Raw genomic sequence first — 23,572 nt, forward strand, 5'->3', positions numbered from 1 at the left:
ATTGTCCGTCTCTGGCAGTTCGTACGGAAAAGTGCCATCCTCAGGTATCTCCCGGGGAGCCTGGGTTGGGAGAGCCTTGGCGGATAAAGCTTTCGGTGGAGATGGTTCCACTTCGAACCGTTGCCGTGCTTTTCGCTGCGAGAGCGGAACATCAATGGATACAGATTGCGATTCAGCCGTCTCCATTTTCGTATTTGATAGGAAAGGGGCTTCTTCCGTCTGAAAAACAAGCGTTCTTCCCAAGCTCGAAAGGGCAGCCGTGGCTTCCAGCTCGGTTTCACCCGCCGGTATAAACCGGGAAAACAGTCCGTTCGTTTCTTCTTCCGCTGTCACCGTTCCGGCAATCCCCAACGATTCGGTTTGTTGCTCTCCCCAGTCACTATGGTCTTCTACTAGCAACACGACCGGCACTTCTCTTCCCTGGACAAGCCGTACGTAGTCCTTCCATTTCCCCACCATGGCATCTACCACGACAACGCTCATTTCCGACGTGATCCGTTCGGGATCATGAACAAACTTGACTTCGTAACCCGACCGGCGAAGCCGCTCCACCCACATCTGTCGTTGACTCAGACGAAATAGTGCGACCCGCAACTCCAACACCTCCTTGCCATATCGATCACCGTTTCCTCCGTGGCTCCAGTCTTTTGTCTCGATAATAGACGTCCACTTTCAGGCGTGCGGCCAAATAGAACGCAAATTCTTCCGCATCCGCAAATGTGTTACGCCTGTCCATCTCATGCGGATTCCCGTCTTGAACAAACAAGACGGCAAAGATACTTCCTTGATCTGCAATTTGTATCTTGTCCATAGGATTATATCCGTTTAAGAATTGATTCCACGGTACGATAGTCGATGACACAAACATAGCGGGCGTAATCGTACCCCTGAGGGTCAACGGCAAGTACCCGTTTACGATCTGTAAAGATAAGAATAGGCTCACGGCAATACTGCCGGATCAGTCCATCCGATTCCAGGGCAATGATGTCCTCCAGTCGTTGTTCGGTAATCACAAAAACGGGTGCGGAAACATAAGTCTCGTGCGGTCTTTCCGCATTCATTTCGTAATGAGGAAGAAAAGGTTGCTTACGGTATCGATTAAAAACGCGGACATCAACTCTCAAGTTCATCCCTCCGTTTGCAAATTGGGCGTATAGTTCATAATGAACAGTTCCTTCACCGGCTGCCGTCCTTTCGTTTGCTTCGCAATGGAATAACGGGTTTCAACGCCCTCAATTACAAAAGGGGCGTACCACTCCCGAATGGTCGGATGATCGTTGATGCTGAGCAAGAACTTGCCCTTGATGCCGCCAAGCAGCTCTCGCAATTTCCGGTGATCGGATTCGTCGAATTTGTACAGATAACCGGAGAGTCCCAAGTAAGGCGGATCGCAATAAAAAAAGGTATCCGCCGAATCGTACCGGGCGAGTACCTCTTCAAAAGATCGGTTTTCGATATATACACCAATCAGCCGTTCATGAGCAACTTTAAATTTTTGTTTGACGTTGGACATATCGTATGCCGGCTTGCTTCGTGTGTACCCCCAATCGTCGGCGTCGTTGTACTTTCCGCCAAAATGCGAGTAGACACGGTAGTAAAAATCATACGCTCGGGTAACCGGGTCGCGTTCCTGATCCCGTCGTTTCATGATACGCTCAAATTCATCACGGGCATAGAGTGCCCACTCAAACCGTTGGGCAAGCCCTTCCCAATCTTCTTGAATCACCCGAAAAAAATTGACCAGTTCCGCGTTGATATCGGAATAAACTTCCACTTTGGATCTTTCCTTGCCAAAGAGTACCCAGCCCCCGCCCCCGAATACTTCCGCATAAACGACATGCGGTGGAAAGCGCCGGATAATCTCTTCACGCAGCCTGTATTTGCCGCCTTGCCACCTGATGGGACTTTTCAGCACAGCTTCACGCTCCCTTCAATATTCACCAAACATCGATCCTTCCCGGCTTTAACCAGAGGAAAGCAACGCCTCCATGCCTGTTGCCAGCAACGTGGTTGCCGTTTGACCAAAAATATGCAGCCGATAATCCGGAACCTCGAGCAACTGTGCCAGATCCAGCGCGTGCCGGACCGCCTGTTGCCGCTCTTTCCGGCATCCAAGATCAAACAAATTGACGCCCGGCAGCAAACCGATGATCTGAATCACACCGCGCATTTCAATCACATAGATCTCAATGTTTCGCACGTCATCCCCTTCTTTCTTTATTCATGGCTCATCCAATTGCCGGAAGTAAGGTAGTGGATCCACTTTTTGCCCGTTCACCCGAATTTCCAAATGCAGGTGAGGACCGGTTGATTTTCCCGTACTGCCCACCCATCCAATCACTTCGCCTTGCAGCACCTGTTGCCGTTGACGTACGCCAATGTCCGTCAAATGCCCATACAAACTGACCAAACCGTTTGCATGTTGCAACAGAATCGCGTTGCCGTATCCGGTGCTGCCGCGGATGACTTGCGTAACCGTTCCGCTTAGCACGGCTAACACCGGTGTACCCCGCGGCGCGGGAATATCGATTCCTGCATGAAATGCTCCCTGCGCTCCCGTAACCGGATCTACCCGATAACCAAATGGACTGGAAATCGTCGTGTACCCAGCCAACGGCCATAGCCACGTTCCCGATCTGGACAGCAGGGCCGCATATTCCGCTTCTTTCCGATACACCAACGCCACCTCTTTGCTGCTTCCGAACCAAACAACGAGCGCTTCTTCCGGGTCCTGGGCGGTCAATTGCAAATAATTTGCCAATGAAAAAATCGCATCGTAAGGATTATCCGGATCGATCTTCCCGTCGCTGTCCCCATCCACGCGATAACCCTCCCACAATGAGCGCGGAAATCCTAAGGCTCCGATCGTGTCGCTTCGTTTGGCTTTCTTCGCCCCAAAATCGGTTGTCACCTGATGAATGGCCGCAAGCCGCGCCCAGGAGGCGTGCTCTTGTTCGGCCTGGATGTAAATCGGCAGCAGGAATAAAGGAATATCGAATTCGGGAGTGTCAGGTACCTCAATGCCCGCCATTTTCGAGGCATCCGATGTCGTGACCAGCGACCCGAGCAAAGCAAAAACAAGAATGAAACCAAGCAATAGGGCCGCGATGCCGGTCACGCCCAAGCTGCCGACGATCCACCAGATGACTCGCTTTCTAAGTAAGCTCCCCGTTTCCATCCGTTTCACCTTCGGCACATAGTTAGATTAATCTTTCTCGTACTCTCGGAACATGGCCGAATCGTCGAGCACATAGCCATTAAACGCAAGCTCCAAGGCCTTCTTTCGACTATGCCCTCGCTTCTCCAAATCCTCCACGACAAAGCGAATCATCGCATCTCGGCGGGCGAGCCGTTCCATCTTCACCGGGTCAAAATTCGTACGCATACGGTCCTCCTCCTTTCAAAATCCAACCCGCTCCGGTACGTAAATCCCCGTCGTGCTCCAAGAGCGAGCAGCCGGATGCTTCACCCATACATGGCCCGAGGATATGACCAACAGATCAATGTCCCGTCCTTGTACGTTTCCTCTGAGCAAATGCCCATGCGTTTGCCGTTCCACAAAACGAACCGTATCCAGCTTCAGCTCCCGCTTCAGCCAATCGGCCAGTCGTTCCATCGTCCGCTCCCCCTTCCTTTATTTCAATTTTTTTATGATTTTTTTGGCGCGACCTTTGGCTTTTTGCCACGATTGCTTCACTTCTCCAACATGGTAAACAATCTCGCGTTTTGAAACGTCATACATCTCATGCGGTGTTGGGGCCTGGAAGATACTAAGCATTTGTTTTAATATCTTTTTGCGGAACAGGAAGGCGCAGAAAAAGAGTAGCGCCACAAAGATTTGCTGCAGGATCAAAATACCGGAGCCGCGCGCCACCACATCGGCGACAAGCAGCGTGAACCCCATATAGAAGCCGTAAATTACTTTCGTGCCAAGCGTCCCGATCAGCCAACCTACCCAACGGCGGACAAAAGCAAAGCCGCGCTCCGGAAACAAGCCGAGGAGCAGCACCACCGGTGCGAGGATGAGAATGGCCAGCGCCATTTCCTGTGCCAAGACCAGAATGAAAGATACGGTTCCGACAAAAAGCAGCAGGGTCAGCGTAGCGACAAGGGCAAGTACCGCAACCAAACACCGGATGGCCGCCGAACCGCCCATAAACAAGAGCGCCGTATCCGCATGGTCGCCATGATCCACGTTTTCGTCGCCCATGACTTTCCGCAAAATGTTCCGTTGATCCATACCAGGCGCATACTGACGCATCAAGTGCGCCCATTCATCCCCAACCTGCGCATCGATCGTCACCTCTTCTTCTTCCGCCAGGTCCTGAACGGCTTCGACTTCCTCGGCAGTCATGCGAACGTCGTCCGAGTCTTGACGATTGAATTGACCGATCAACCAGGGACGGTCAACAAACAGCTGCCAAAGCCGGTTGGATGTGGCCAACAGTTGCTGGTCCGCGGCGCCGGCAAGTCCCACCTTCAGTTCCTCACCGGTAACACGCTGATACGGTGCGGCAAGCGCCCCCATCGTCACCTGCGTCAGCTGGTCCATCGTCTGTGATACCGCGCGAATGCTTTGCCCCGCGTTGGTGAAAAACCAGTAGGTGCCGACCAGCACGACAATCGAGCCGATTACGCCGGACGTCAATCTTGTCGTCTGGTTGTTCCAGTAGCCCACTTTCACCATCCATGCAGCCAGCAGGACAAGCGCCCACGGTAAAAACTTGCTGAATAGTCCGGTGCGCATGCCGTCCATTACCGGCAAAATCAGCGACAATTGTTCATTGACCAAATCCGTATGAAACCCCAGTTGCATAAGAAAAATACACAATCGCGTAATAAACGCATTTAGCATAAACAGTCCGTTCGCTATCCAGTTAAGCAGTAACGAAAAAGGATCATTCAGCTTCATTTTCCATCCGGACCACTCAATCAAATCGTAACCTAAGTCCCAGATATAGCTATCGACCGGATACTGGCGGTAATCTAATGTTCGATCTCCCGGTTCGATGCCCATTTCGCGTTCGCCGGGCAGCAACTGATCGAACATATCCTCAGGAGCATCGGCATAGGCAGGAATGGAGCTCTGAAACACAATCAGGCCAGCAATGAGCAGCACCGTCAATAGCCCCAAGCAGCATCGTCGTCTCAACGGTTCTCCCTCCCTTCCATATCGCCGGCTTTCGGCGTTGTATTAAAAATGTTGAGCAAATCATCCGGCGTCGGCTCAATATGCACCCGTCCGATTCGACCTGTGATATCCTTCATATAGCAATCGCCGGCTTTAAGCTCCCGGAATGCCTGGATCATGTCCTCGTCACCCCGATCCAAACCGAGCAGCGTCAAATTGTCCGCAATCGCACGCGGATCTTCCGTCCGGAAACAAAAAATGGAGCCGAGATTATTTCTCGTCTCCTCGTCCGCCACATCGCCGGGGTTTTGGGTCGCAAGTAAGGGCACGACCTGAAAGGAACGACCCATCCGAATGATTTCATCGATAAGCAGTGCGCCTTCCGGAAAGGCGCGGAGTATCCAACTCTCGTCAATACCGAAAATTTTGAGTTGATCGCTTGGACGGTGAAACATATATTCGCGCCCTAGTGCCGCGACCAAATACATGATACCAATGCCGAACCGTTCGTTTGGCGTCAACGCCTGCTGCAGCCGTTCAGTTCGTTTCTTCGGCAAAGGTAACCCGGCAAGCGTAATGACGATAAACCGTGCACCGCTCATATTCGCGTTTTCTTCCCCATCATGGGCGAAAATAAATTTGCCGAACGGACTTCGCGAATAGGACAACAGCCGGTTCACACAGCGCCGCGCTTCCACCCGGATCGCATCCACCGGCGAATCTTTCGCAATCCGTTCCATTTCCGTTATGAACACATGCAAATCCCGCTTGTCCTGCTCGAACGTACGCTCCACTGCCTCCATAATGGCGTCGGCCCGCTCGTCGTTCCGAGTGCCCTCCAACAGTAGGCTGAGGAAATCCAACACGATGCTGTGCGCGCGTTCTTCGCTTTTCGACATTCGGAACGGATTGAATTTGGTCGTCGATTCCGCCGAAAAGTTAAGCCGCACCATGTTTTTTTGAATATCCGGGATGAGCGCAAAGCAGCTATCCTCATCCTTGGGATCGATGGAAAAGACGATGCCGCCTTGATTGTAGCCGTGGTAAAACAACGTCTTCTTCAGCACCGACTTGCCCGAGCCGAGCGTACCGACAATGACGATTGCCCCGGACCGGTTCAATTCCTTGGACATCGGACGCTTCAGGTCGAGCAGCACCGGGATACTGTGCAATGTCCGTCCGATGTAGTCCCCGTCCGGGTCGCCGATTTCCCGGGATCCGTGCAGCATGCCCGCCGCCAAAAACTTCGGGTCCATCGGGATGCGATTTAGCTTGTCCATCGCCGATCCCGGCAAAAAAAGTTGAAACGCCCGCGCCTGATCCGCCGGAGAGCGAACGATGCGAATTTGCTTGGTCGCGTACAGCTGCAGCAACTGCGCTGCGCGCTCCTCCAGTTCCTTACGAGAACCTCCCGACACATTAAGCCATGCGGACGACCAAACGAGCGGCATCCCTTTTTGCAATTTGTTCTCCAACACACGCCCGCGTTTGCCCGCCCATTCCAACGTGATCGGCGTCTCTTCGGACGCTTCGGCATATTCCCGGCGCTGGTCTTTCAGCACCTTCCGGTTGCGCTGCAGACCACCGGCCGCCTCGTGCGGCGTCTGTACCTGAAAGTGCAGGCTGACTTCGGCGGGAAACGGCAAGTCCTCGAGCGCATACAGCCACTCTTCGCCAATCACCGTAATCTCCTCCGGTACATCGACAACCGAAAAGAATGCTTGATAGCTTCTTAAGCTTTCTTCGTCCTGATCGTCATGATGGACAACCAGCGTCTTCATCTTCTCTTCGCTGACCAAATCGGAAGCGAGCAAAATCGGCAGCGATTTTTTCGGGCGGAGCAGCACTCTGTCGCCTCTTACCCGCACTTCACGCATCGCTTCCGGCGTCAAGATCAGTTCCGGTTCCCGGGAAAGTCCTCGGAAGAAGCCCCGTCGAAGCAACCATTCAATTTCTTGCGGACCGCATCGTTCGCCGTTTAAATGATGGTAAACGTGATTGAACTGCAGGCTCTCGGCGGATTTGGCCATATGCAGGCGCTCTTCCTCCAGCTCGCCGCGCTGACGGTACCAGAACTGCTCCTGAATTTGGCTCAGAAAAGCGTCGGCCAGTTCCTTTAACGTTTGGCCCGTTTTTCGAAACCCGGACAAATCAACTTCGGGAAACTGTTTTTGCACGTCGGAAAGCTGCACAATCAAATAAAGCGACCGCTGCCACGGACGACGTGCGTCAAAGCGTTGCATGACCGCCTTCACATACCGTTCGTGCTCCGCGCCCTGCCCTATTCGCCGCCGTCGCCAGTGTTCGGCATCCATCATCCGGGTTACCGACAACAACTGTCCATTGCCATGATAGCTATGCAAAAACTGCTGCATCTGGCTGACCGTGCCGCGCTTTTTCTCCGCGGACTGGTAGGCATACGGCTTCAGCGGTATGCGATACACCGCCCACGGTTTCAGAAGCGAATCGAACAGCAGGTTTTGCTCCCAGTACAACACGGGGCATTTCAACTTACTTCACCTCCTGTCATAAAAGGAGGGCACTTACCGGATCCAAATGCGGTGCCGGTCGGCAAAATCGTACATACGCTCGAGCCATTGATCCAGTTCGTCCGCTGTCCGCGCCGTGCGAAAATTCGCTACATACGGGAACGAATGGAAACAGGCTTTACGGCTGAGCCGATCCGCAATCATCCGCCCTTTTTGCTCCACACTCATCGACTCGTCCTCCAAAATATCATCGATGCCGATCGACACATGATGACGCCAGTTCCCCATATCCGGTTTCACCTCGCATGGATGTCGGCTCTTACTTGAGCCTTCCAATGTTCTTTGCCATTCTCTTTGAACTCCCGCTCCAATTGGATCGGGGTGGCCGCGCTCCCGTACAACACACGATGTCCTTCTAGCCAGGTAGGCGGCACAATGGCTTGTTTCGGCTGCCGTTTGAGCGGCATGATTGACAAACGGCCTGACTTTACTTTCCAGCGTATGCGTACTAGTGCGGGAAGGAGGAGAACCCGAAAACCTTCCACCGTTCCAACCAACACTCCCTTGCGGCCGCACCACTCCTCGCCTCCCTGTTGTAGTGGCAACCGTTCGTAAGGACGGCAGTGCCCGATAAACCGAATCCGATGGATTCCTCCGGGTTGGCGAACCGCTTGCCAACGGACCACCCATTTGGGTCGAACCAGAAAATGAACAATGTCCCGCAAATAGCGGGGCACCGTTTTGCCCGCCGGATCCAGTTTGACCGTATAATAAGCCGCGGCGACCGGACCGACCGTCATTGTGATCGCCCGATCAAACGGAAGCACCGTAAGTACGGGCAAGATGTAACAAAAAATGAAAAAGACGATAAGGAAGACAAGCCACATGACGACGCCATCCTGCCGGATCGGCATCCATAACCTTATATCCCCAATATGGTAGATGAGCGGACGAACCCGATATAAGGCACGATACGATTCCGCTTTCTCCTGCTCGTTCATCGTGTCAGCCCCCCGTCGTATCCGTCAGCCCGTCCACCGAAATGCCCAGCGTTTTGAGTACATAAAAAGCTAAATATTTGGCAATACCGGGTGCGAAAACGAAAATACCGAGAATGATTGAAAGCATAATGTGCGACCAAAGCCGATTCGTTTCTCCATTGGCATACATTTTCACACCACGGTAGATAGCGATCGTCAAGAAAATCGCCTGCAGCAATCGTTTCAGCACAAGCAAACCGGTTTGGACAAAATCCCCATCCATATCCCTCACCTCCAGGTCTAACCAATGAATCGTGGTCCACGCGATCATTTTGATGGCTCGGATTTCGGGTAAGTTATTACTACATAGCCGCCACAAAAAATTTTTGATTTTCTTCCGTTACCTTCATCCGCCACACCTGCGCCAAACGAAAGCCGGTCGATGCGTCCTCGGCGGTAAATGAAACCGTAACGTCGTAAGGTCCTTCTCCGGTTGCTTCCAAACGATCTAACGCTACAAAACGCAACCGGCCATTTAGCGGAACCATTTTGGCGTCTGCCGTTACATAATTGAGCAGGCCGCCAGCATCCTTGCTTTCGCATATCGTTTTCAGGAAACTTTCCATGGCCGGCCGCATCCGCTCTTTCACCGCGGCGGATGCCGCTGCTGCTTGCGGAATCTTCGGAACAACTGGTGGTTCCTGTAATGATCGAATGATCGGCGGATCGGTGACCGCTGCCCCTTTTGCTGCTTGAACCCAAACCGGCACTTCAACCTCCCACATCACCCGCTCCGGATTGGCGGCTATTACGCGAACCCGGACCCGATAAGACGATCCGCCGCTAGCGGCGATGGTCAAAAACTCCGATGCAATCACCTGTTGACTTCGAGTGTTTGATTCGGCCTGTAAGGCAGCAACACGGGCAAGCGCATCCGGATCGATATAGGGCTGCAGCCGCTGCACTCGCTCTTCCGGCAATTCCCCGCCGTCCCAGAGCATCCATTCCCGGGCAAACCCAAGCGCCGTTTGGATCGCCATCTGCTGCTCGGCCGTTCGTGTGAGCAAGGCGGGGACTGGATCGGTTTCCGAGCGAAACAGCGTAGAAACCGCCCCCAAACAGGAAAACATTAGCATGCTCCACAGGAGCAGCTTCGGCAGCCAACGAAATTCCAAGTCCATTCACCTCCCTGCGATCGGGGACGGCTCACGCGGCTGTTTGCCGAGAAGCGGCAGATCCGCCTCTGCGGGCGGCAGCAGCGGCATCTCTTTCAACCGGATGCGCGACTCTCCCACTCCCCACCAAAGTGCTTCCTCTACGCCTTTTCGCTTCCATTCGCTCTCGCTGATTGCCCAGACGTTCGGCAACGGACGACTAAGCAGCGGCCCTTCGCCGAGTGCAGCCCAAAGACGCAACAGACGCTTCGGACGCGACTCGATCTTGGTCACAAACAGGACATGGACAGCCGCAACCGACCTCCATGCAGCGGACAACACCCGTCCGTACAGCCACAGCTTGTCCTGCAGCTTCCACTGGTTTTCGCTACCGGTATCGTACTCCACATGCAGCACAAGCCGCCCTCGTCCCGGAAGCACATATGTGCACAATCCGTCCGGACGCAGCAGCATCGTTTTTTTACCGGAGTCTTTGAAATGGGCGTATTGTTCTGCGGCTTCCCGGGTTGACTGCCACTCCGTTATACCTTCGCCTTCATGGCGCAAACTGTGCTCAATGAGTGAAACAAAAAATGCGTTAGTGCCGTACACATGCTCCAGTTGAATCGGCAACTTCTCCCATGCTTTAGAACGGTAACCATCTTCTTCACCAGCAAGCAGAGCAGCGGTTTTTGCCCCTTGGGCGGTCAGGCCGTATCCTACATGATTGAGCCGAAGGAAGGGAAGCGGAATACTGCGAATCAATCCTTGCCGGTTCAATTGACTGGCCATTGCGTAAAGAGTAGGCAACCGGTAATTCAGAACGATCGCCGCCTGCTTGGCGGTCATCGGTCCGTATCGGTAGATGAGCGCAAGCAGCTCCTTTTTTGCCGCTTCGTACATGTCTCTCTCCTTTCCGCGCAGATGAGAGCAAGTCCGGATCAGCGCGACCGCCGGCTCATGCGCCGGTTGCGGTTTTCGGAGTTGGTTCCATCTAACCCGCTTATCTCCATCTTTATCTCAGACTTGATCTCAGTTTTGATCTCTGACTTTATTAGGCATGAGCCTTACTCCGGCTCATCGCGTCGCCAACCGTTTAGCGGGGACTGCGGTCCTTCTCCGATGTTCATTTCCCGCTCGACCGACTCGATCGACCGGCCATCCTGCTTGTCCGAATGCGCCCATGCTTCCCGGATCCAAGCTTCGTGCTTCACCTGCACAATCTCGTTTTTCACCGTAAATAGCTCAAGACGACCTTCATGTCCTTTCGTGCGTACAATGGCGTGCAGTTCGGCCAGGTTCATCAAATCGGTATTCGTCACCTGGGGTTTCAGCCAACGCGACAATTTGTCCGCATCCGGCCCTCCGAGCTGCAGCAGCATCAGCGTACCGACATTGCCGAGTATCGCCTCCAGAATGCGATCGGATAATTGGGTCAAATACTGGGTGGCCAGAAAGAGTGACAAACCGAACTTGCGATCCTCGGCCAATATTTTCGTCAAGATGTCCGTCGCAAACAAATGGACTTCGTCGGCAAAGAAAAAATGCGCTTTGGACTTATGCTGAGGCCGCTTGCGGCAGGTGAAATGATAGTCGATGAAAAACAGGCTGGCCAGAATCTTCAGTAAATCCGGGACGCAGCCGCTGCCGTCGATGAGCACGATATGGCCCTCGTCCATCGCCCGCCGGGTGTCGATGCTGCTGCGCTCTTGCCCCAGCATCCGCCGCGCGGTCGGGTACGTCGTTAAGGCACCGAGCTTATTCATGATGGGACCGAGATGATCCCCTAAATTTTTGATTTGCGCGAACTCGTCCAGCCAAAAATGGCGCAAATGCAGGTCGAGCTTCGGCAGCAATTTTCTCCGGTAGTTCTCGTTATAGAAAATATCCATAATACCCAGTACCGTTTGCGGCGGCACCGACAACAGACTTAAAACGGCGTTTCGTAAATAATGTTCCGCCCGCGGGCGCGAACCCGGGAACAATTGCTGCAAGGTGGTCACGAACTCCCCGGTCAACGACTCCCGTACATCCGAATGCGCGTCTTGAAACAAGTTGAAGCCGCGCGGCCGTTCGGTAGCCCCGAGCGGAATCAGGTGCAGCTTCGGATACAACTTTTTCGGGATATAACTCAGCAACGTTTCAATTGCCCCGCCGTGCGGGTCGAGAAACGTAAAACCGGGCGCTTGGTCCGACTTCCGCTCCAGATCTTCAACCATACGGGTCATGATCGAGAGCAGCGTAGACGTTTTCCCGGAACCGGTCGTGCCGGCGAGAAACGCATGCTTGAGCATTTGACCCAGCGGCATACGAAGTTCCCGTTCCTGGCCCGGTACGTTGCTTTTCCCGATGTAGAGGCCGTGGTCGAGCCCAGTGGGAGCCGGTACAATTTTTGCATGCATCTTCTCCATATGCGCGGCGGCCGGATCGCCAAAAGCAGGAATGCGCAGCCAGTAGCCCAGTTCCTCCGAAGCGAGCAATAACTGCTTGGATGGCGTTCCCGGTGCGAATACCTGCTTTTTGCCTTTTACCGGCCGCAGGACGATGCCATTACCGCTTCGCATCGATTGCAGCATATCGTTCATCGTTTGCAGTCGCGCTTTGGCCGAAGAGGAACGAATCAGCACGCGAAATCCGGTCCACAGCCCGATTTCATCCTCATCCTGTTTGCTTTGCAGCGTCCGCATCACGTTTTGCTGGTAGGCGGTCAATTCCCGCGGCCGTGATTTAGCCTTTTGGTTCGTGTTCATCTCCCGCCAAATGGACTGTATGGACACCGGCTCATTGGCCGGGGAACGCAGCCAGTTCTCGGCTCTGCGGACACGGCGCTGAAGGAGCCGCTTGCCCGCTGGCGCAAATGCCAGCTCCAGCCACACCTCCTCACCTTCCGCCAGTTCGCCTGCACCCATCGCGGCGATCATTTCGTTCAGCGGATCTTTGCCGGTCGGATGGATACTTGCAACGGAAAGAGCGCCCTTATACGCCGGACGGCCTTCGGCAACGATCACGTTTTTGCCCGAACCAGCGGTAAACACGGGTGTCTCGACCGGAAGCAAATACATTCCGTACACCTGTGTGTGGAACCCGGTACGAAATCCCATCCAGCGAATGTCGGGGACAGAAACGTAGATCCGTACCCGTCCAGCAGGTCCTGCACACTGGATCAGGAAACGAAAATAGAGTTGTCCATACCGAAGACGCTGGAATCGGGGAAGCCCAAGTCCGCTGATATGCCGGGCAAATCGCGTTGCATTGGCAAACTCCATAGGCGTGGCATTAAGGGAGGATTGAATTTCGAACCATAGCGTTCGCTTGTGCTGACCTTGGCCGGGCTCGCACCAGCTTGGAAATAAAAAAGAGAGCATCGCTGCTCCCCTCCCCTCGATCTTCCGCTCCTCAATTGTCGAGATATTGGATGGATCCATCACTCCTTTCCCTTCAGGAACGACCGGTGAGCCCGATCAGCCCTGAAAATGAAAAAGACAGGCCGTCCGGGATGCCCGGGAGCCTGTCCACACCTTTTTGACACTATCAGATTAACAGGATTACGTGACCTTGTCTTGTCCCTTTTCCTGATCATTTTGTGACCTTGGATTGACCTTTGATTTTTGGTAGCTTTAGCCCTCTACTCGAGTCGAATTATGATATTGACTCACTTATCCGACTCAAATAAACCATCTTAATTCTTTTCGAAAGAAAGGAACCCCTTCCGTATTTTCATAATCATAAACCATTAAATAGAGTTTACTAACTTGATTTGCTAACTGAATTATTAGCTGGTCTTTTTCTATTTCTCCCATTTTCAAACCACTAACATCGAGATATGCAGGATATACAGCCGTGGACAAAGATGAACTCTTGATCAAATAGGTAAAAAACTCATTTTCAATAACCTCCCTTTCATCACCTTCTATTTCAAAACACCCTAGCTGGCGATAATCATTCTGAAATTTTCTACCTAGAATAAAGTGGCCAATTTCATTGTTAACCAGTTTTTCTTTAATCATTCTTTCAAAAACTTTATAAGCTATATCTTTGGCGTCATTAACTTGAAGACCGCATGGTTCCCCGTATTTGGTCTTTGTTACAGTAACAGAATCAAAAATCATGCTAAACATTAAAGCTTCATCATCCACTTTATTAGTGATAAAGAAGGAGTAATCTTCTATACTGGAGCTTCCTAGTTCTCTTTGATAAAAATAATGCCTAGCCAGAATCCCTTGAATATTGATCATGTTGATCAGGATTTCTCTTATTTGCTCTTCATCAGTCGTTGAAATAACAGGCAGTTTACGAACAACGAGCTGGTTTGGAGAAAAAAAGGAAGTGTGGTTTTCTTTCATTTCGTTAAAACTAATCTTTTTCATATCCTCACCATTTTCTTTAAAAATGGAAATAGGTGAACTAACTACTTAGTAGTTAATTCACCCAAGTCCTCCCTAATTAATTAGCATTAGCAGTTTCAAAAATAATAGATAGAGGTGCGGGCGATAAAGGGTCTGTCTCTAAAAAGGAGACCGTTAAATCACTGGCCCTTACTCGAACCTTTTCAACATCTGAAGGTATAACAAAATCGTCACCAACTTTTGCTGTACGTAGTCTTGTTGCCGTAAAAGTTGAATTTACATCTTTATCGAGGTATGTGGCAGGTGAAAGTACAGAAGTATTTGTAACAGTAAAATTCCCTTTTAACCCTTTCAACCAATCACCTGTTACAACCATCGTATAAAACAATTCATATTTGTTTGTACCAACATAGTTGTACAAACTCATAGTTAATCCTCCAAAGACAACATCACTAGCGGTAATTGAGCTATTAGGTTTTACTAAAGGAATAGTTGCATGGAAGTTGCCGTTTGCATCACGTTGCAGGACAACTCCATCTTCCTGAAATTGGGCAGGAAGCATTTCTTGTAATGGTACTGTTGTTATCTTTGCCTCTTTACCAGCCACTTGCTCTTCATAAACTGTACCGGCAACTTGAGTGGTTTCACCCATACCATATGCGCTTGTCGCAATAGATACTACGAGCATAATACAAAACAAAGCAGACGAGAATATCTTCTTCATTTAGATTCGAAACCCTCCCATTTTTTGAAGGCTGGCCAGCGATCAATTATTATTTTGTAACAATTCCATTATATCCCAATATATCAAGTTTTGTTATAACATAAATACAATTATTTCGAATATTCTATGTCATTATCCAAATATAGAATATATTTCATAAAAACATCTAGATAGTGATAAGTTATATAATATGTTAATTCTAGTGAGTTTAACTCTTTCTGAGAAAATAGGCAAATCGGGTGAAGATTGACCCGACTCATGGCAATCATTTAGCAAGTTCCAACGGACGACAGAGCCCTGATCCACCACAAGCGGAAAGCCTAACCGTTCGTCTGAAGAGCACCAGTATTGAACTTACCACCGGATTGCCAACCGCTACCATAATTCAAGGAGAACAAGGTTCCTAATCATTTTGTGACCTTCGATTGACCTGACCTTATTCCGCGGAATCGTCCGATGAATCCACATCCGAATTCGCTTCTTTATCATCCACGAATAAAATGGAAGCCTCTCCGCCTACAAAGCGGTAAATGTGACTGAGCAATCGTTTCCGCCGCTTATAGAACATGCGGTGCGTTAAGCCCAGCTTTTCCATGACAAGCATGGAAGGCAGACGGCGCATGTAACGCTCTTCCACAAATTGCTGATCTTCCTCTTGCAAGGAGTGAATCGCGGCTTCCAGCACATCAATCCTCAGTTCCATTAAAGGGATTTCTACATTTTGCAATTGTAAACGGCGGATTATCTCGTTTAATATTGCTTCGTTTTTTTGACCCTTGCCGTAGATCGGGACCAAATCGAATTTTTGTGTAAGCCCCGGGATACGTGACAACTGTTCCCGCATGGACTCCAACTGCGATTTCCAAACCGGTAAAGTGAATAACCAGTTTTCGACGCGAGTGAACGGGATCGGTCGGCTCACTGCCCCCATCCCCGTTGCCGGATACGATGACGAACTCTACCATACCAATCGTGACGCATCAATTGGGCGTAAAAGGCTTGCGAATAGCTGGCTCCACTCCGCTTTTCAGGCTTGTTTGATTGACATTGCGCCGGCAAATTCGGTTTATCCGTCTCGGAAAGAGAAACTTCCCTGAAAGACTGCCCCGCATTAACGACTTCGTGCTTCCCCATCATTTTTGCTCCCTTCAAATTCATGAATGGGCGCGCGCTTGACCTTATTGTACGGGGAAGGTCACGTTTCGGTAAGGCGACTCTTTTTGTACAACCTTTTTACAAAAGGTTGTATATTTTCCTGGAACCCCCATGGGGTATATGCATAAGAATATCAAACAAAAATAGCACCTGCCAACGTGGTTGAAGGTGCTATTCATGGCTTTTGTGCAGTTTCTTAATCCTACTTAAAGTTTAACAGCTTTGATAACGGCCGATTGAATGTAATCCTCCATGCTCGCCCCAGGAACCCAGTCCTGAATGAATTCGCGGGACTCATCTTTCGGCTCAACAACAATATCGTTAAATCCGCTCGATTGAAGCATTTCCCTGACTTCAGCCACGGTGGACGCGCCGGATATGCAGTTTGCTAATGAATCAAGATCACCCCGGATCTCTGCCGGTAATTCCGCTGTCGTCACGATATCCGAGATGGCTAAGCGCCCTCCTGGTTTTAATACCCGGAAAGCTTCACGAAAGACTTGCTCCTTATCGGGAGAAAGATTTATGACACAATTAGAGATGATGACATCGATCGAGTTATCAGCTATCGGGAGATGCTCGATTTCGCCAAGCCGGAATTCAACATTCCGGTAGCCGTTCTTTTGCGCATTGTTGCGGGCACGGCTTACCATCTCTGGTGTCATATCAACACCGTAAACTTTGCCGGTCTCTCCCACTTGCCGGGTAGCCAGAAAACAATCAAAGCCTGCTCCGCTTCCCAAATCCAGAACGACTTCCCCAGGCTGAAGCGATGCGATCGCTTGAGGATTCCCGCAGCCTAGACCAAGGTTTGCCCCTTCCGGAGCCGCTGATAGTTCTTCATTGGAATACCCCAATTTCGCTGAAACTTCATCGGCCGTACCGGAGTATCCGGATGCCGATGTGCTAGCCTGGCAACAACTTGCATTGGAATTGCTTTGGATCGCAATTTGCTTGTATCGGTTTCGTACATGCTGGCGTACATCATCATTCTTTACTTGGCTCATGGAACATCGCTCCTTTTTTAATATATCAATTTTTTTTGATTAAATGTACGGATTAAAAACCCACCATGTGGGCTTATGAACAGCATCCGCTTGAATCGTCCAGTTTGCGGAATATACAGCACAACTCGGGAGATAGCAGTCGGTTAACCTCCGCGTGATTTAACTCATAATAGCTCCAAGTTCCTTTCATTTCTCGGAAGATCAAGCCGGCATCAAGCAAGATTTTCAAGTGATACGACAATTTAGATTGCGGCATATCCACGATTTCTACTAGATCACACACGCATATGCTGCCCTTTTGTGTAAGTTCATACATAATTTGCAGACGCTTTTGATCCGCGAGCGCTTTGAATTTGGCTTCAAACTTGGCAAAATCGATCGTCTCTCCGTCTTGTTCAAGGATGGGAAGTTGTATCATCATGCCCTCTACCTCTCCTTAGCAGCAAGCGGCGCAACAAGCCGCGATCGGCTGCAAGACCACCGACGTCGAATTGTTTTTACTTCCCTTAAGGCTATTGGTATCCAACCACTTCCACGCCTGTCGCGCCCGCTCTTCGATTTCTTTTTGCTGAAATTTCATCAGTTGTTCCATCACGTAATGGTTCATCATCGGACGAACCTCCATTCATCAAAATTTCTTGATGAATAAATCGTAGCATGCAGAGCTGGTAAAATCAAGATTAAATCAAAAATAATTGATTTAATATCGTGATGGTCTCGATAAGCACTACTGCAACGTAACTTTATTGAATCTTAACGTCATCAAACGGCACTGGGGATTTGATGCGAGACGTGAATAGAGCTTTTTTTATTAATTTATCCCCACAACTTCGCTTCGTCTCTCCATAAATAGAACATCTCTCCAAACACCATTCATTTTGCCGATCTTTTCCCGACGACCTACCTTACGAAAACCATGCTTCAAATGAAGAGCTAAACTTGCCGAATTTTCAGGAAATATTCCGGTTTGAATAGTCCAGAACCCTCTATCTTCGGCGATTTCTATCAATCGACCAAGAAGAATATTCCCCACGCCTTTACCGCGTGCATCCTGCTTGACATAGATACTATTCTCTCCGACACCCGAATACACACATCTTGAGGATACAGGGCTCAATGCTGCCCATCCGACGATCTTGTCACCGTCAAGACAAACAATACTGCACTCCAGGTCATGGCTGGAGTACCACTGTTCTTTAGAAGGTGCGTTCATTTCGAAGGTTGCGTTACCTGTCATTATGGCTTCTTCATAGATAGATTTAATGGCTTCCCAGTCTTCACTGGAAACGAGACGAGTTAAGAGCATCATATTCCCTCCACTACTTATTTAGCCATATTATAAATATTATTTTTATCGCAGGTAGTTCGGATTCATAACCGGTCACCCGATTGGGACGGAACAACATTTGTTGGATTTCAACATTGCTTCATTCAACAACTTAATAGAGTGAATTACAGTATCTTTTTCAAAATCGCTCATCTGCGAAAAAATTTCATTCAAATAGTCATTCATTTGTTGATCAATGGTAGCAGCTACGTATTTACCTTCTGTTGTAAGTGAAAGAACAAAAATTCTTCGATCCCCTGGATCGGGAGTCTTCTTTACAAGATTCATTTTAATTAACGTTTGTATTTGACGACTAAATGTCGTAATATCCGTACCTAAAGCTTCCGCTACTTGCTGAATGGACGGATTATGCTGACGATCTATTTCGTAAAGAATGTGACTTTGAACTAAAGTTATGTCGCAACCACCAGCTGAACAACAGTTTTTATTCAAAAAACCAAAACGGCGTGTCATGATTTGAAATAGTTCTCGAACGTTTTCCATTCCACTCACCTCAATTTTATTTATACTTTATACTACTTGTGTTTTTCAAATATATTGTTTATCGACTGTTAAGATGATGCGAAAGCCGTTTCACAACAAACTTCGCATCCGGTCCGACTCCTCTTAATGTTGCGGAAGAGAAAGAGCGTTGTCCCTCGAGTCCCACATAATAAAGTCCAGGGATCTTACTGATACCGGCTTTATGGATTGGCCTTCCTTCTCCATCCAGAGCGCCTATCGCTCGTAGGTAGGGGAATCGCGGCCGATAACCTGTCGCAAAGATGACTGAATCCACCGGTTCTTTTGTCCCGTTTGGCCATACAACTCCATCTTCATAAAAAGAGGTAAACATCGGCTGTTGATCTGGTTTTCCTGCAAGGATACGCTCCTTATACCGTCCCGTATCGTTCACCGCACTTGAACTTGGTGCCGATTTCCCGAATCTCCAAAATGGGAAAGTATCAAAACCAATAATTCTAACCCAAAAATGAATATCCTTCCCCCAAACCTTTTGATTCATAAATTGAACCGGCTGCAAAACAGCGAGAGACGTTTTACTCACCTCAGCCAGTTCAACACCAATTTGTACCGCCGAATTCCCTCGTCCTACCACGACTACTCGCTGATTTCGAAATGAGCCCGGATTTTGGTATTCCGAGGAGTGAAGTGTTCGTCCTCGAAACATCTCCTGACCAGGTATTACCGGCTTGTACGGATTATGAAATGAGCCGTTTGCATTAATGATAGTACGAGCTTGAAACGTATCTCCTGAAGTTGTTTGTATGGTAAATCCATGCTCATCCTTTTTAACCGATTCCACGCGTTGATTCGTTCTTATCGGTAACTGAAATTCCTTCTGATAACTCTGCAGATAACGAATAACTTCATCTCTGGCAGGGTAATGATTTGGATCTCCGGGGAACTTCATCCCGGGCATGGATGAAAATCGAGCTGGCGAGAATAATTTTAGGCTGTCATAATAGTGCGGCCATGAACCGGTTGCTTGGTTATTTGCCTCTAGTATCAGAAAACGTAGCCTTTTCTTTTGCAAATGATATCCTGTGGCCAACCCCGCCTGACCTCCTCCAATCACGATCGTGTCCAGTACATCCATGATGTAAAGCACCTCCATTATATTTGCATTCTACAACTTAAAATAGATAAAAATACCTCTTCATTATTGCGATAAGTCCAAAATACTCGCTTAATAAGTGTAGGGACTATGTATTATATATACTTCATAAATTTGCAATATGCAACTTTTATTTTATTTTGTATGAGTATCTTTTAACAAAAAAAGAAGCCTCCAATATATCAGGCTTCTTTTATTGAATGATTAGTTCCGATTCGGGTATAACGTTCTAAGAGCATCACGCATTTCCGGTTTTATCGCAATTTCAGAACGAATGGACTTGACCAAGCTTTCTGCTTCTGCAACACTGGATGCTTGGCCGAGTTCAAGCATCAATCCGGTAGCTACAGTCCCTGTCCGATTGCGGCCGCCTGAGCAATGAAAATACACTTTCTGATCATGGTCCAATCCTTGTTTAATCGCTTGAATGGCTTCTGCGATCGAAGTTTCTTGTCCGCATGTATCTTCGACAATAGGATAATGATGCCGCATAACACTTTTTGGAAAATCATTTGGCTCCTTACCATCATCCCTTAAGTCATACACATCGGTAATGTCCTCATTCCGCAGCGCTTCCTGCAATCCATCAATTCCACCAATAAATACTTTGCCTTTAACCAGTTCATGGTAATGAGCCATGTTTTCTCTCCTCTCCATATATCAAGCTTAGCAGCAGTTGCTTCCGCCGCTAATCACTAAGCCTGCACCTTCTTCATCTTGTTCAAGATCCAATGTCACTTGGCTTACCAATTCTTCAACTTGAGGATCGATCGCTACCTCAATATTATTGATGCTTTTTACAATATCCGTTTCCTGAGCGTTTTCGAGCGCCAATTGAAAGCTCGGACCGCAGCAACCGCTAGCAAGAACAAATCGCAGCGTCGTGACTCCGGCTTCCTTCATCATTTCTTCAATATAACTTTTGGCTCCATCTGTAATAACCATGACATATCAACCTTTCCAATCTAATTAGATTCCTCATCCAGCTAAGTAGGCTCCGCAATCAGTTTTTTCAACTGCGTATACCCTTTAATTTCCTCAGGCTCCCATGGAATAATCACCGTATGGTGGTTTGACGTTTCATTAATTTCCTGGATCCAGGATTGTTCGGACCGTGCGCGACTTTGCAGGACAGGGTCAGTCGTTCCAACAGCGGCAAAGCTTTGATTAATGACCCACCATTTTGTCGGTATGCCGGCGCGTTTCAAATCATCATTCAATCGAACGGCCTCATAATAAGGAGTAGCTTCAGCCAAAGTGACGATGACCACACTGGTTTCTTTCGAATCCCTCAAACGAGGTAACAACTTTTGAACGGATGGCGGTATCTGACCGGATGAACGCTCAATTTCCTTATGATATTCCTGAGTGGCATCGAGCAGCAACAAGGTATGACCGGTTGGAGCTGTATCGATCACCACGATTTCCTCCCCGCTTCGGTCTACCAATTCAGCAAAGGCTCTGAAAACCGCGATTTCCTCCGTGCACGGTGACCTTAAATCCTCTTCCAAGTATGCGAGTCCATCCTCATCAAGCAAATCCTTGTTTTGATCAATGATTTCCTCCTGGTATTTTTGCACTTCCACCTTGGGATCAATCCGGCTCACCGTGATATATTCAGACTCCTGAATGACAAAATCAAGATGTGCGGCAGGATCTGTCGTACTCAGATGCACCCGGTGACCACGTTCAGCCAGCCCGACGGCAATCGCTGAAGCGACCGTCGTTTTGCCTACCCCGCCTTTTCCCATGGTGAAGACCACGCGGGTTCCGGCCGAATCCAAGTCTTGAATGAGTTTTTGAAAGGACGGTATAGATATCTTTTGATGTACCCCTGGAACCGTTTCTGAGACATTGGGCTCAAAGAAATCGCGTAAATTTTGCAGCCCGGTTACATTAAAAGGAGCCATAGGAATTTGGTAAGTCGGAAGCGCTTGGATCACCGGCGGAATTCGCTCCATCGCTTTCAACTGTCTTTCGTAAACCCCTTTAGATACGGGGTCGCCCGGTTTATATTGATTCAGAACACCGTTGATCACGAGATTCTGGTGATGAATACCGATCCCTTTTAATTCAACAGACGCCCGGGCTGCCTCGGTAAGCGGGGATTCGTCCGGTCTGGTGACGATCACCAGCATGGTTTGTTTCTCATCCGTTAAAGTTTGGACCGCTTGCTCATAAACTTTCTTTTGATTTTGCAAGCCGGCAAGCGGGCCTAAACAAGAAGCACCATGTGTGCTCTCATTAAGAAATCCGCTCCAGGCCGTGGGAAGCTGCAGCAGCCGCAACGTATGGCCCGTCGGTGCAGTATCAAACAGAATATAATCGAATCGATCCTTAAGCTCTTGATCCGTCAACAGAGCCGAAAATTCATTAAAGGCAGCAATTTCAACAGTACAAGCACCCGATAACTGCTCCTCCATCGTTGCAATCACCGTGTCGGGCAGTTTACCCCGATACGGATCGACCATGGACGCTTTGTATTCCGCTGCCGCGGTTTCGGGATCCAAATTTGCGGCATACAGGTTATCCACTCCATCTACTTGGACAGGATGATTCGTAAACGCCATGCCAAATACGTCCTGCAAATTCGAAGCTGGGTCCGTGCCGACCAATAACACCCGCTTACCGGAATCGGCTAAAGAAATAGCCGTTGCGCAAGCCGTCGAAGTTTTCCCTACCCCGCCTTTACCAGTAAAGAACAGGTAAGGAGTTAGTGGTATCGACAGTGGATCAAACCGAGTTGGCATCTTCAAATCCTTCTTTCCTTTACGGTTGTACTTTGATTTCCAGACGAACCTTTGGTTTCTTGATGAGTTCATCTTCGGATAGTCCCGTCCAAGCACACAACTCTTCATTGCTTGGATAGTTTCGTTCCTTAACCACTTGTCCGTCCACGATGACAATCGGTAACACATCCGGACCTTTGTCGGAAAGCAACTGCTCCACCAACGAGTTAGCCACAAAAGCTGCAGGTTCACTTGCCAAATTATAACGAGTCACGGTAAATCCTTTTTTGTTCAAATTGTTTACCGCGATGGAAATGCGGATCAACTCAGGATCTACACCAGGGCCGCAAACTCCCGTTGAGCAACACATCGCCGGATCATAGATTTCCATATTTCTCATGAAAAAGCACGCTTCCTTTCCCATAGAAAATAGCCGAGAGTCCTCTCGGCTGTTTTGTTTATTACTCGCCAGTTTCGGCAAACTGTTTGATACGCGCGCCAACTTCATCGCGTACTCTTTGGAACACGGCCCATTTCTCTTCGTCCGTGCCTTGCGCTTTTGCCGGGTCGTCAAATCCCCAATGCTCGCGTTTTACATGCGGAGGGGTCATCGGGCAGCGATCTGCAGCGTCGCCGCACAAAGTGACGACCATATCGGCATTGTTAAGCAGTTCCATATTAATGATATCCGACGTTTGTGCGGAAATGTCGATGCCTACTTCCTGCATGGCTTTAACGGCATTAGGATTCAGTCCATGGGCCTCAATGCCTGCGCTATATACGTTCCATTGATCACCCAAATATTTTTTGGCCCATCCTTCAGCCATTTGACTGCGGCAAGAGTTCCCTGTGCACAAGAAATAGATCGTTTTCTTTTCCATGATTCATTTCTCC

30 protein-coding genes are annotated in these 23,572 nt (G+C 49.3%); all 30 read right to left on the reverse strand.

Annotation, left to right across the window (positions count from 1 at the left end; translation table 11 throughout):
• On the reverse strand, positions 1 to 594 hold a 594-nt coding region (locus PBA01S_RS06835; RefSeq protein ID WP_218027434.1), incomplete at its 3' end, for a hypothetical protein.
• A gap of 25 nt (positions 595 to 619) precedes the next feature.
• Entirely contained in the window at positions 620 to 811 is a 192-nt protein-coding gene (locus tag PBA01S_RS06840) for a hypothetical protein (RefSeq protein ID WP_127575618.1), read from the reverse strand.
• A 4-nt stretch (positions 812 to 815) separates the two neighbouring features.
• Positions 816 to 1,130, reverse strand: coding sequence for a hypothetical protein (locus tag PBA01S_RS06845; RefSeq protein ID WP_127575619.1), 315 nt, complete (start codon positions 1,128 to 1,130; stop codon positions 816 to 818).
• Positions 1,127 to 1,915 carry a DNA adenine methylase gene (locus PBA01S_RS06850; RefSeq protein WP_009226897.1) on the reverse strand — a complete coding sequence of 263 codons (789 nt, stop codon included), beginning with the start codon at positions 1,913 to 1,915 and terminating at the stop codon, positions 1,127 to 1,129. The genes PBA01S_RS06845 and PBA01S_RS06850 overlap by 4 nt, the downstream gene beginning before the upstream one ends.
• 48 nt (positions 1,916 to 1,963) lie before the next feature.
• Positions 1,964 to 2,200 carry a hypothetical protein gene (locus tag PBA01S_RS06855; protein ID WP_009226896.1) on the reverse strand — a complete coding sequence of 79 codons (237 nt, stop codon included), beginning with the start codon at positions 2,198 to 2,200 and terminating at the stop codon, positions 1,964 to 1,966.
• A gap of 21 nt (positions 2,201 to 2,221) precedes the next feature.
• Positions 2,222 to 3,178 carry a M23 family metallopeptidase gene (locus PBA01S_RS06860; RefSeq protein WP_240267702.1) on the reverse strand — a complete coding sequence of 319 codons (957 nt, stop codon included), beginning with the start codon at positions 3,176 to 3,178 and terminating at the stop codon, positions 2,222 to 2,224.
• Positions 3,179 to 3,205: 27 nt separating this feature from the next.
• A complete protein-coding gene (locus PBA01S_RS06865) occupies positions 3,206 to 3,385 on the reverse strand; it encodes a hypothetical protein (RefSeq protein WP_127575621.1) in 180 nt (59 codons plus the stop codon).
• 15 nt (positions 3,386 to 3,400) lie between these two features.
• A complete protein-coding gene (locus PBA01S_RS06870; protein WP_009226893.1) occupies positions 3,401 to 3,616 on the reverse strand; it encodes a hypothetical protein in 216 nt (71 codons plus the stop codon).
• An 18-nt stretch (positions 3,617 to 3,634) separates the two neighbouring features.
• The gene (locus PBA01S_RS06875) at positions 3,635 to 5,152 is read right to left on the reverse strand and encodes a hypothetical protein (RefSeq protein WP_127575622.1); all 1,518 of its coding nucleotides are present in this window, start codon (positions 5,150 to 5,152) and stop codon (positions 3,635 to 3,637) included.
• The gene (locus tag PBA01S_RS06880) at positions 5,149 to 7,641 is read right to left on the reverse strand and encodes an ATP-binding protein (RefSeq protein ID WP_127575623.1); all 2,493 of its coding nucleotides are present in this window, start codon (positions 7,639 to 7,641) and stop codon (positions 5,149 to 5,151) included. The genes PBA01S_RS06875 and PBA01S_RS06880 overlap by 4 nt, the downstream gene beginning before the upstream one ends.
• A gap of 33 nt (positions 7,642 to 7,674) precedes the next feature.
• Positions 7,675 to 7,908, reverse strand: coding sequence for a hypothetical protein (locus PBA01S_RS06885; RefSeq protein ID WP_127575624.1), 234 nt, complete (start codon positions 7,906 to 7,908; stop codon positions 7,675 to 7,677).
• Between the two features lie 8 nt (positions 7,909 to 7,916).
• A complete protein-coding gene (locus tag PBA01S_RS06890) occupies positions 7,917 to 8,621 on the reverse strand; it encodes a TcpE family conjugal transfer membrane protein (RefSeq protein ID WP_127575625.1) in 705 nt (234 codons plus the stop codon).
• A gap of 4 nt (positions 8,622 to 8,625) precedes the next feature.
• Positions 8,626 to 8,883 carry a hypothetical protein gene (locus tag PBA01S_RS06895; RefSeq protein ID WP_036646570.1) on the reverse strand — a complete coding sequence of 86 codons (258 nt, stop codon included), beginning with the start codon at positions 8,881 to 8,883 and terminating at the stop codon, positions 8,626 to 8,628.
• A 79-nt stretch (positions 8,884 to 8,962) separates the two neighbouring features.
• Complete coding sequence (locus tag PBA01S_RS06900) at positions 8,963 to 9,781, reverse strand: conjugal transfer protein (protein ID WP_127575626.1); 819 nt, start codon at positions 9,779 to 9,781, stop codon at positions 8,963 to 8,965.
• A complete protein-coding gene (locus tag PBA01S_RS06905) occupies positions 9,782 to 10,657 on the reverse strand; it encodes a replication-relaxation family protein (protein ID WP_127575627.1) in 876 nt (291 codons plus the stop codon).
• A 164-nt stretch (positions 10,658 to 10,821) separates the two neighbouring features.
• On the reverse strand, positions 10,822 to 13,179 hold the full coding sequence (locus tag PBA01S_RS06910) for a type IV secretory system conjugative DNA transfer family protein (RefSeq protein ID WP_255315303.1): 2,358 nt from the start codon (positions 13,177 to 13,179) through the stop codon (positions 10,822 to 10,824).
• A 240-nt stretch (positions 13,180 to 13,419) separates the two neighbouring features.
• Positions 13,420 to 14,121 carry a hypothetical protein gene (locus tag PBA01S_RS06915; RefSeq protein ID WP_127575628.1) on the reverse strand — a complete coding sequence of 234 codons (702 nt, stop codon included), beginning with the start codon at positions 14,119 to 14,121 and terminating at the stop codon, positions 13,420 to 13,422.
• A 76-nt stretch (positions 14,122 to 14,197) separates the two neighbouring features.
• Positions 14,198 to 14,824 (reverse strand): hypothetical protein, encoded by a 627-nt coding sequence (locus tag PBA01S_RS06920; protein WP_127575629.1) that lies wholly within the window; start codon positions 14,822 to 14,824, stop codon positions 14,198 to 14,200.
• Between the two features lie 436 nt (positions 14,825 to 15,260).
• On the reverse strand, positions 15,261 to 15,755 hold the full coding sequence (locus PBA01S_RS06925) for a hypothetical protein (protein WP_127575630.1): 495 nt from the start codon (positions 15,753 to 15,755) through the stop codon (positions 15,261 to 15,263).
• Between the two features lie 430 nt (positions 15,756 to 16,185).
• Positions 16,186 to 16,986 carry an arsenite methyltransferase gene (locus PBA01S_RS06930; RefSeq protein WP_127575631.1) on the reverse strand — a complete coding sequence of 267 codons (801 nt, stop codon included), beginning with the start codon at positions 16,984 to 16,986 and terminating at the stop codon, positions 16,186 to 16,188.
• A 73-nt stretch (positions 16,987 to 17,059) separates the two neighbouring features.
• On the reverse strand, positions 17,060 to 17,404 hold the full coding sequence (locus PBA01S_RS06935) for an ArsR/SmtB family transcription factor (RefSeq protein WP_127575691.1): 345 nt from the start codon (positions 17,402 to 17,404) through the stop codon (positions 17,060 to 17,062).
• A gap of 18 nt (positions 17,405 to 17,422) precedes the next feature.
• On the reverse strand, positions 17,423 to 17,596 hold the full coding sequence (locus tag PBA01S_RS22710; protein WP_164744107.1) for a hypothetical protein: 174 nt from the start codon (positions 17,594 to 17,596) through the stop codon (positions 17,423 to 17,425).
• 201 nt (positions 17,597 to 17,797) lie between these two features.
• On the reverse strand, positions 17,798 to 18,295 hold the full coding sequence (locus PBA01S_RS06940; protein ID WP_371859502.1) for a GNAT family N-acetyltransferase: 498 nt from the start codon (positions 18,293 to 18,295) through the stop codon (positions 17,798 to 17,800).
• 72 nt (positions 18,296 to 18,367) lie between these two features.
• A complete protein-coding gene (locus PBA01S_RS06945; RefSeq protein WP_127575633.1) occupies positions 18,368 to 18,817 on the reverse strand; it encodes a MarR family winged helix-turn-helix transcriptional regulator in 450 nt (149 codons plus the stop codon).
• Between the two features lie 58 nt (positions 18,818 to 18,875).
• Positions 18,876 to 19,934, reverse strand: a complete 1,059-nt coding sequence (locus PBA01S_RS06950; RefSeq protein ID WP_127575692.1) for a flavin-containing monooxygenase — start codon at positions 19,932 to 19,934, stop codon at positions 18,876 to 18,878.
• A 219-nt stretch (positions 19,935 to 20,153) separates the two neighbouring features.
• Positions 20,154 to 20,588: a protein-tyrosine phosphatase family protein gene (locus tag PBA01S_RS06955; RefSeq protein ID WP_127575634.1), complete on the reverse strand. Its 435-nt coding sequence runs from the start codon at positions 20,586 to 20,588 to the stop codon at positions 20,154 to 20,156.
• 27 nt (positions 20,589 to 20,615) lie between these two features.
• Entirely contained in the window at positions 20,616 to 20,894 is a 279-nt protein-coding gene (locus PBA01S_RS06960) for an iron-sulfur cluster biosynthesis family protein (protein ID WP_127575635.1), read from the reverse strand.
• Between the two features lie 41 nt (positions 20,895 to 20,935).
• Positions 20,936 to 22,699 carry an arsenical pump-driving ATPase gene (gene arsA / locus PBA01S_RS06965; RefSeq protein WP_127575636.1) on the reverse strand — a complete coding sequence of 588 codons (1,764 nt, stop codon included), beginning with the start codon at positions 22,697 to 22,699 and terminating at the stop codon, positions 20,936 to 20,938.
• Positions 22,700 to 22,718: 19 nt separating this feature from the next.
• Positions 22,719 to 23,078 (reverse strand): arsenite efflux transporter metallochaperone ArsD, encoded by a 360-nt coding sequence (gene arsD, locus PBA01S_RS06970; protein ID WP_127575637.1) that lies wholly within the window; start codon positions 23,076 to 23,078, stop codon positions 22,719 to 22,721.
• Positions 23,079 to 23,139: 61 nt separating this feature from the next.
• On the reverse strand, positions 23,140 to 23,559 hold the full coding sequence (gene arsC / locus PBA01S_RS06975; protein ID WP_127575638.1) for an arsenate reductase (thioredoxin): 420 nt from the start codon (positions 23,557 to 23,559) through the stop codon (positions 23,140 to 23,142).
• Between the last annotated feature and the right edge of the window lie 13 nt (positions 23,560 to 23,572).

The sequence above is a fragment of the Paenibacillus barengoltzii NBRC 101215 genome (assembly GCF_004000745.1).
Classification (GTDB): Bacteria; Bacillota; Bacilli; order Paenibacillales; family Paenibacillaceae; genus Fontibacillus; species Fontibacillus barengoltzii.

What these genes read in the sequence shown, in the direction of transcription:
- PBA01S_RS06910 (WP_255315303.1), bottom strand. Translation starts at nt 13,179, where the DNA reads ATGGATCCATCCAATATCTCGACAATTGAGGAGCGGAAGATCGAGGGG.
- PBA01S_RS06845 (WP_127575619.1), bottom strand. Translation starts at nt 1,130, where the DNA reads ATGAACTTGAGAGTTGATGTCCGCGTTTTTAATCGATACCGTAAGCAA.
- PBA01S_RS06890 (WP_127575625.1), bottom strand. Translation starts at nt 8,621, where the DNA reads ATGAACGAGCAGGAGAAAGCGGAATCGTATCGTGCCTTATATCGGGTT.
- PBA01S_RS06930 (WP_127575631.1), bottom strand. Translation starts at nt 16,986, where the DNA reads ATGAGCCAAGTAAAGAATGATGATGTACGCCAGCATGTACGAAACCGA.
- arsD (WP_127575637.1), bottom strand. Translation starts at nt 23,078, where the DNA reads ATGAGAAATATGGAAATCTATGATCCGGCGATGTGTTGCTCAACGGGA.
- PBA01S_RS06870 (WP_009226893.1), bottom strand. Translation starts at nt 3,616, where the DNA reads ATGGAACGACTGGCCGATTGGCTGAAGCGGGAGCTGAAGCTGGATACG.
- PBA01S_RS06905 (WP_127575627.1), bottom strand. Translation starts at nt 10,657, where the DNA reads ATGTACGAAGCGGCAAAAAAGGAGCTGCTTGCGCTCATCTACCGATAC.
- PBA01S_RS06945 (WP_127575633.1), bottom strand. Translation starts at nt 18,817, where the DNA reads ATGGAAAACGTTCGAGAACTATTTCAAATCATGACACGCCGTTTTGGT.
- PBA01S_RS06895 (WP_036646570.1), bottom strand. Translation starts at nt 8,883, where the DNA reads ATGGATGGGGATTTTGTCCAAACCGGTTTGCTTGTGCTGAAACGATTG.
- PBA01S_RS06940 (WP_371859502.1), bottom strand. Translation starts at nt 18,295, where the DNA reads ATGATGCTCTTAACTCGTCTCGTTTCCAGTGAAGACTGGGAAGCCATT.
- PBA01S_RS06860 (WP_240267702.1), bottom strand. Translation starts at nt 3,178, where the DNA reads ATGGAAACGGGGAGCTTACTTAGAAAGCGAGTCATCTGGTGGATCGTC.
- arsA (WP_127575636.1), bottom strand. Translation starts at nt 22,699, where the DNA reads ATGCCAACTCGGTTTGATCCACTGTCGATACCACTAACTCCTTACCTG.
- PBA01S_RS06935 (WP_127575691.1), bottom strand. Translation starts at nt 17,404, where the DNA reads ATGATACAACTTCCCATCCTTGAACAAGACGGAGAGACGATCGATTTT.
- PBA01S_RS06925 (WP_127575630.1), bottom strand. Translation starts at nt 15,755, where the DNA reads ATGGGGGCAGTGAGCCGACCGATCCCGTTCACTCGCGTCGAAAACTGG.
- PBA01S_RS06915 (WP_127575628.1), bottom strand. Translation starts at nt 14,121, where the DNA reads ATGAAAAAGATTAGTTTTAACGAAATGAAAGAAAACCACACTTCCTTT.
- PBA01S_RS22710 (WP_164744107.1), bottom strand. Translation starts at nt 17,596, where the DNA reads ATGATGAACCATTACGTGATGGAACAACTGATGAAATTTCAGCAAAAA.
- PBA01S_RS06885 (WP_127575624.1), bottom strand. Translation starts at nt 7,908, where the DNA reads ATGGGGAACTGGCGTCATCATGTGTCGATCGGCATCGATGATATTTTG.
- PBA01S_RS06900 (WP_127575626.1), bottom strand. Translation starts at nt 9,781, where the DNA reads ATGGACTTGGAATTTCGTTGGCTGCCGAAGCTGCTCCTGTGGAGCATG.
- PBA01S_RS06960 (WP_127575635.1), bottom strand. Translation starts at nt 20,894, where the DNA reads ATGGTTATTACAGATGGAGCCAAAAGTTATATTGAAGAAATGATGAAG.
- PBA01S_RS06840 (WP_127575618.1), bottom strand. Translation starts at nt 811, where the DNA reads ATGGACAAGATACAAATTGCAGATCAAGGAAGTATCTTTGCCGTCTTG.
- PBA01S_RS06955 (WP_127575634.1), bottom strand. Translation starts at nt 20,588, where the DNA reads ATGGCTCATTACCATGAACTGGTTAAAGGCAAAGTATTTATTGGTGGA.
- PBA01S_RS06865 (WP_127575621.1), bottom strand. Translation starts at nt 3,385, where the DNA reads ATGCGTACGAATTTTGACCCGGTGAAGATGGAACGGCTCGCCCGCCGA.
- arsC (WP_127575638.1), bottom strand. Translation starts at nt 23,559, where the DNA reads ATGGAAAAGAAAACGATCTATTTCTTGTGCACAGGGAACTCTTGCCGC.
- PBA01S_RS06920 (WP_127575629.1), bottom strand. Translation starts at nt 14,824, where the DNA reads ATGAAGAAGATATTCTCGTCTGCTTTGTTTTGTATTATGCTCGTAGTA.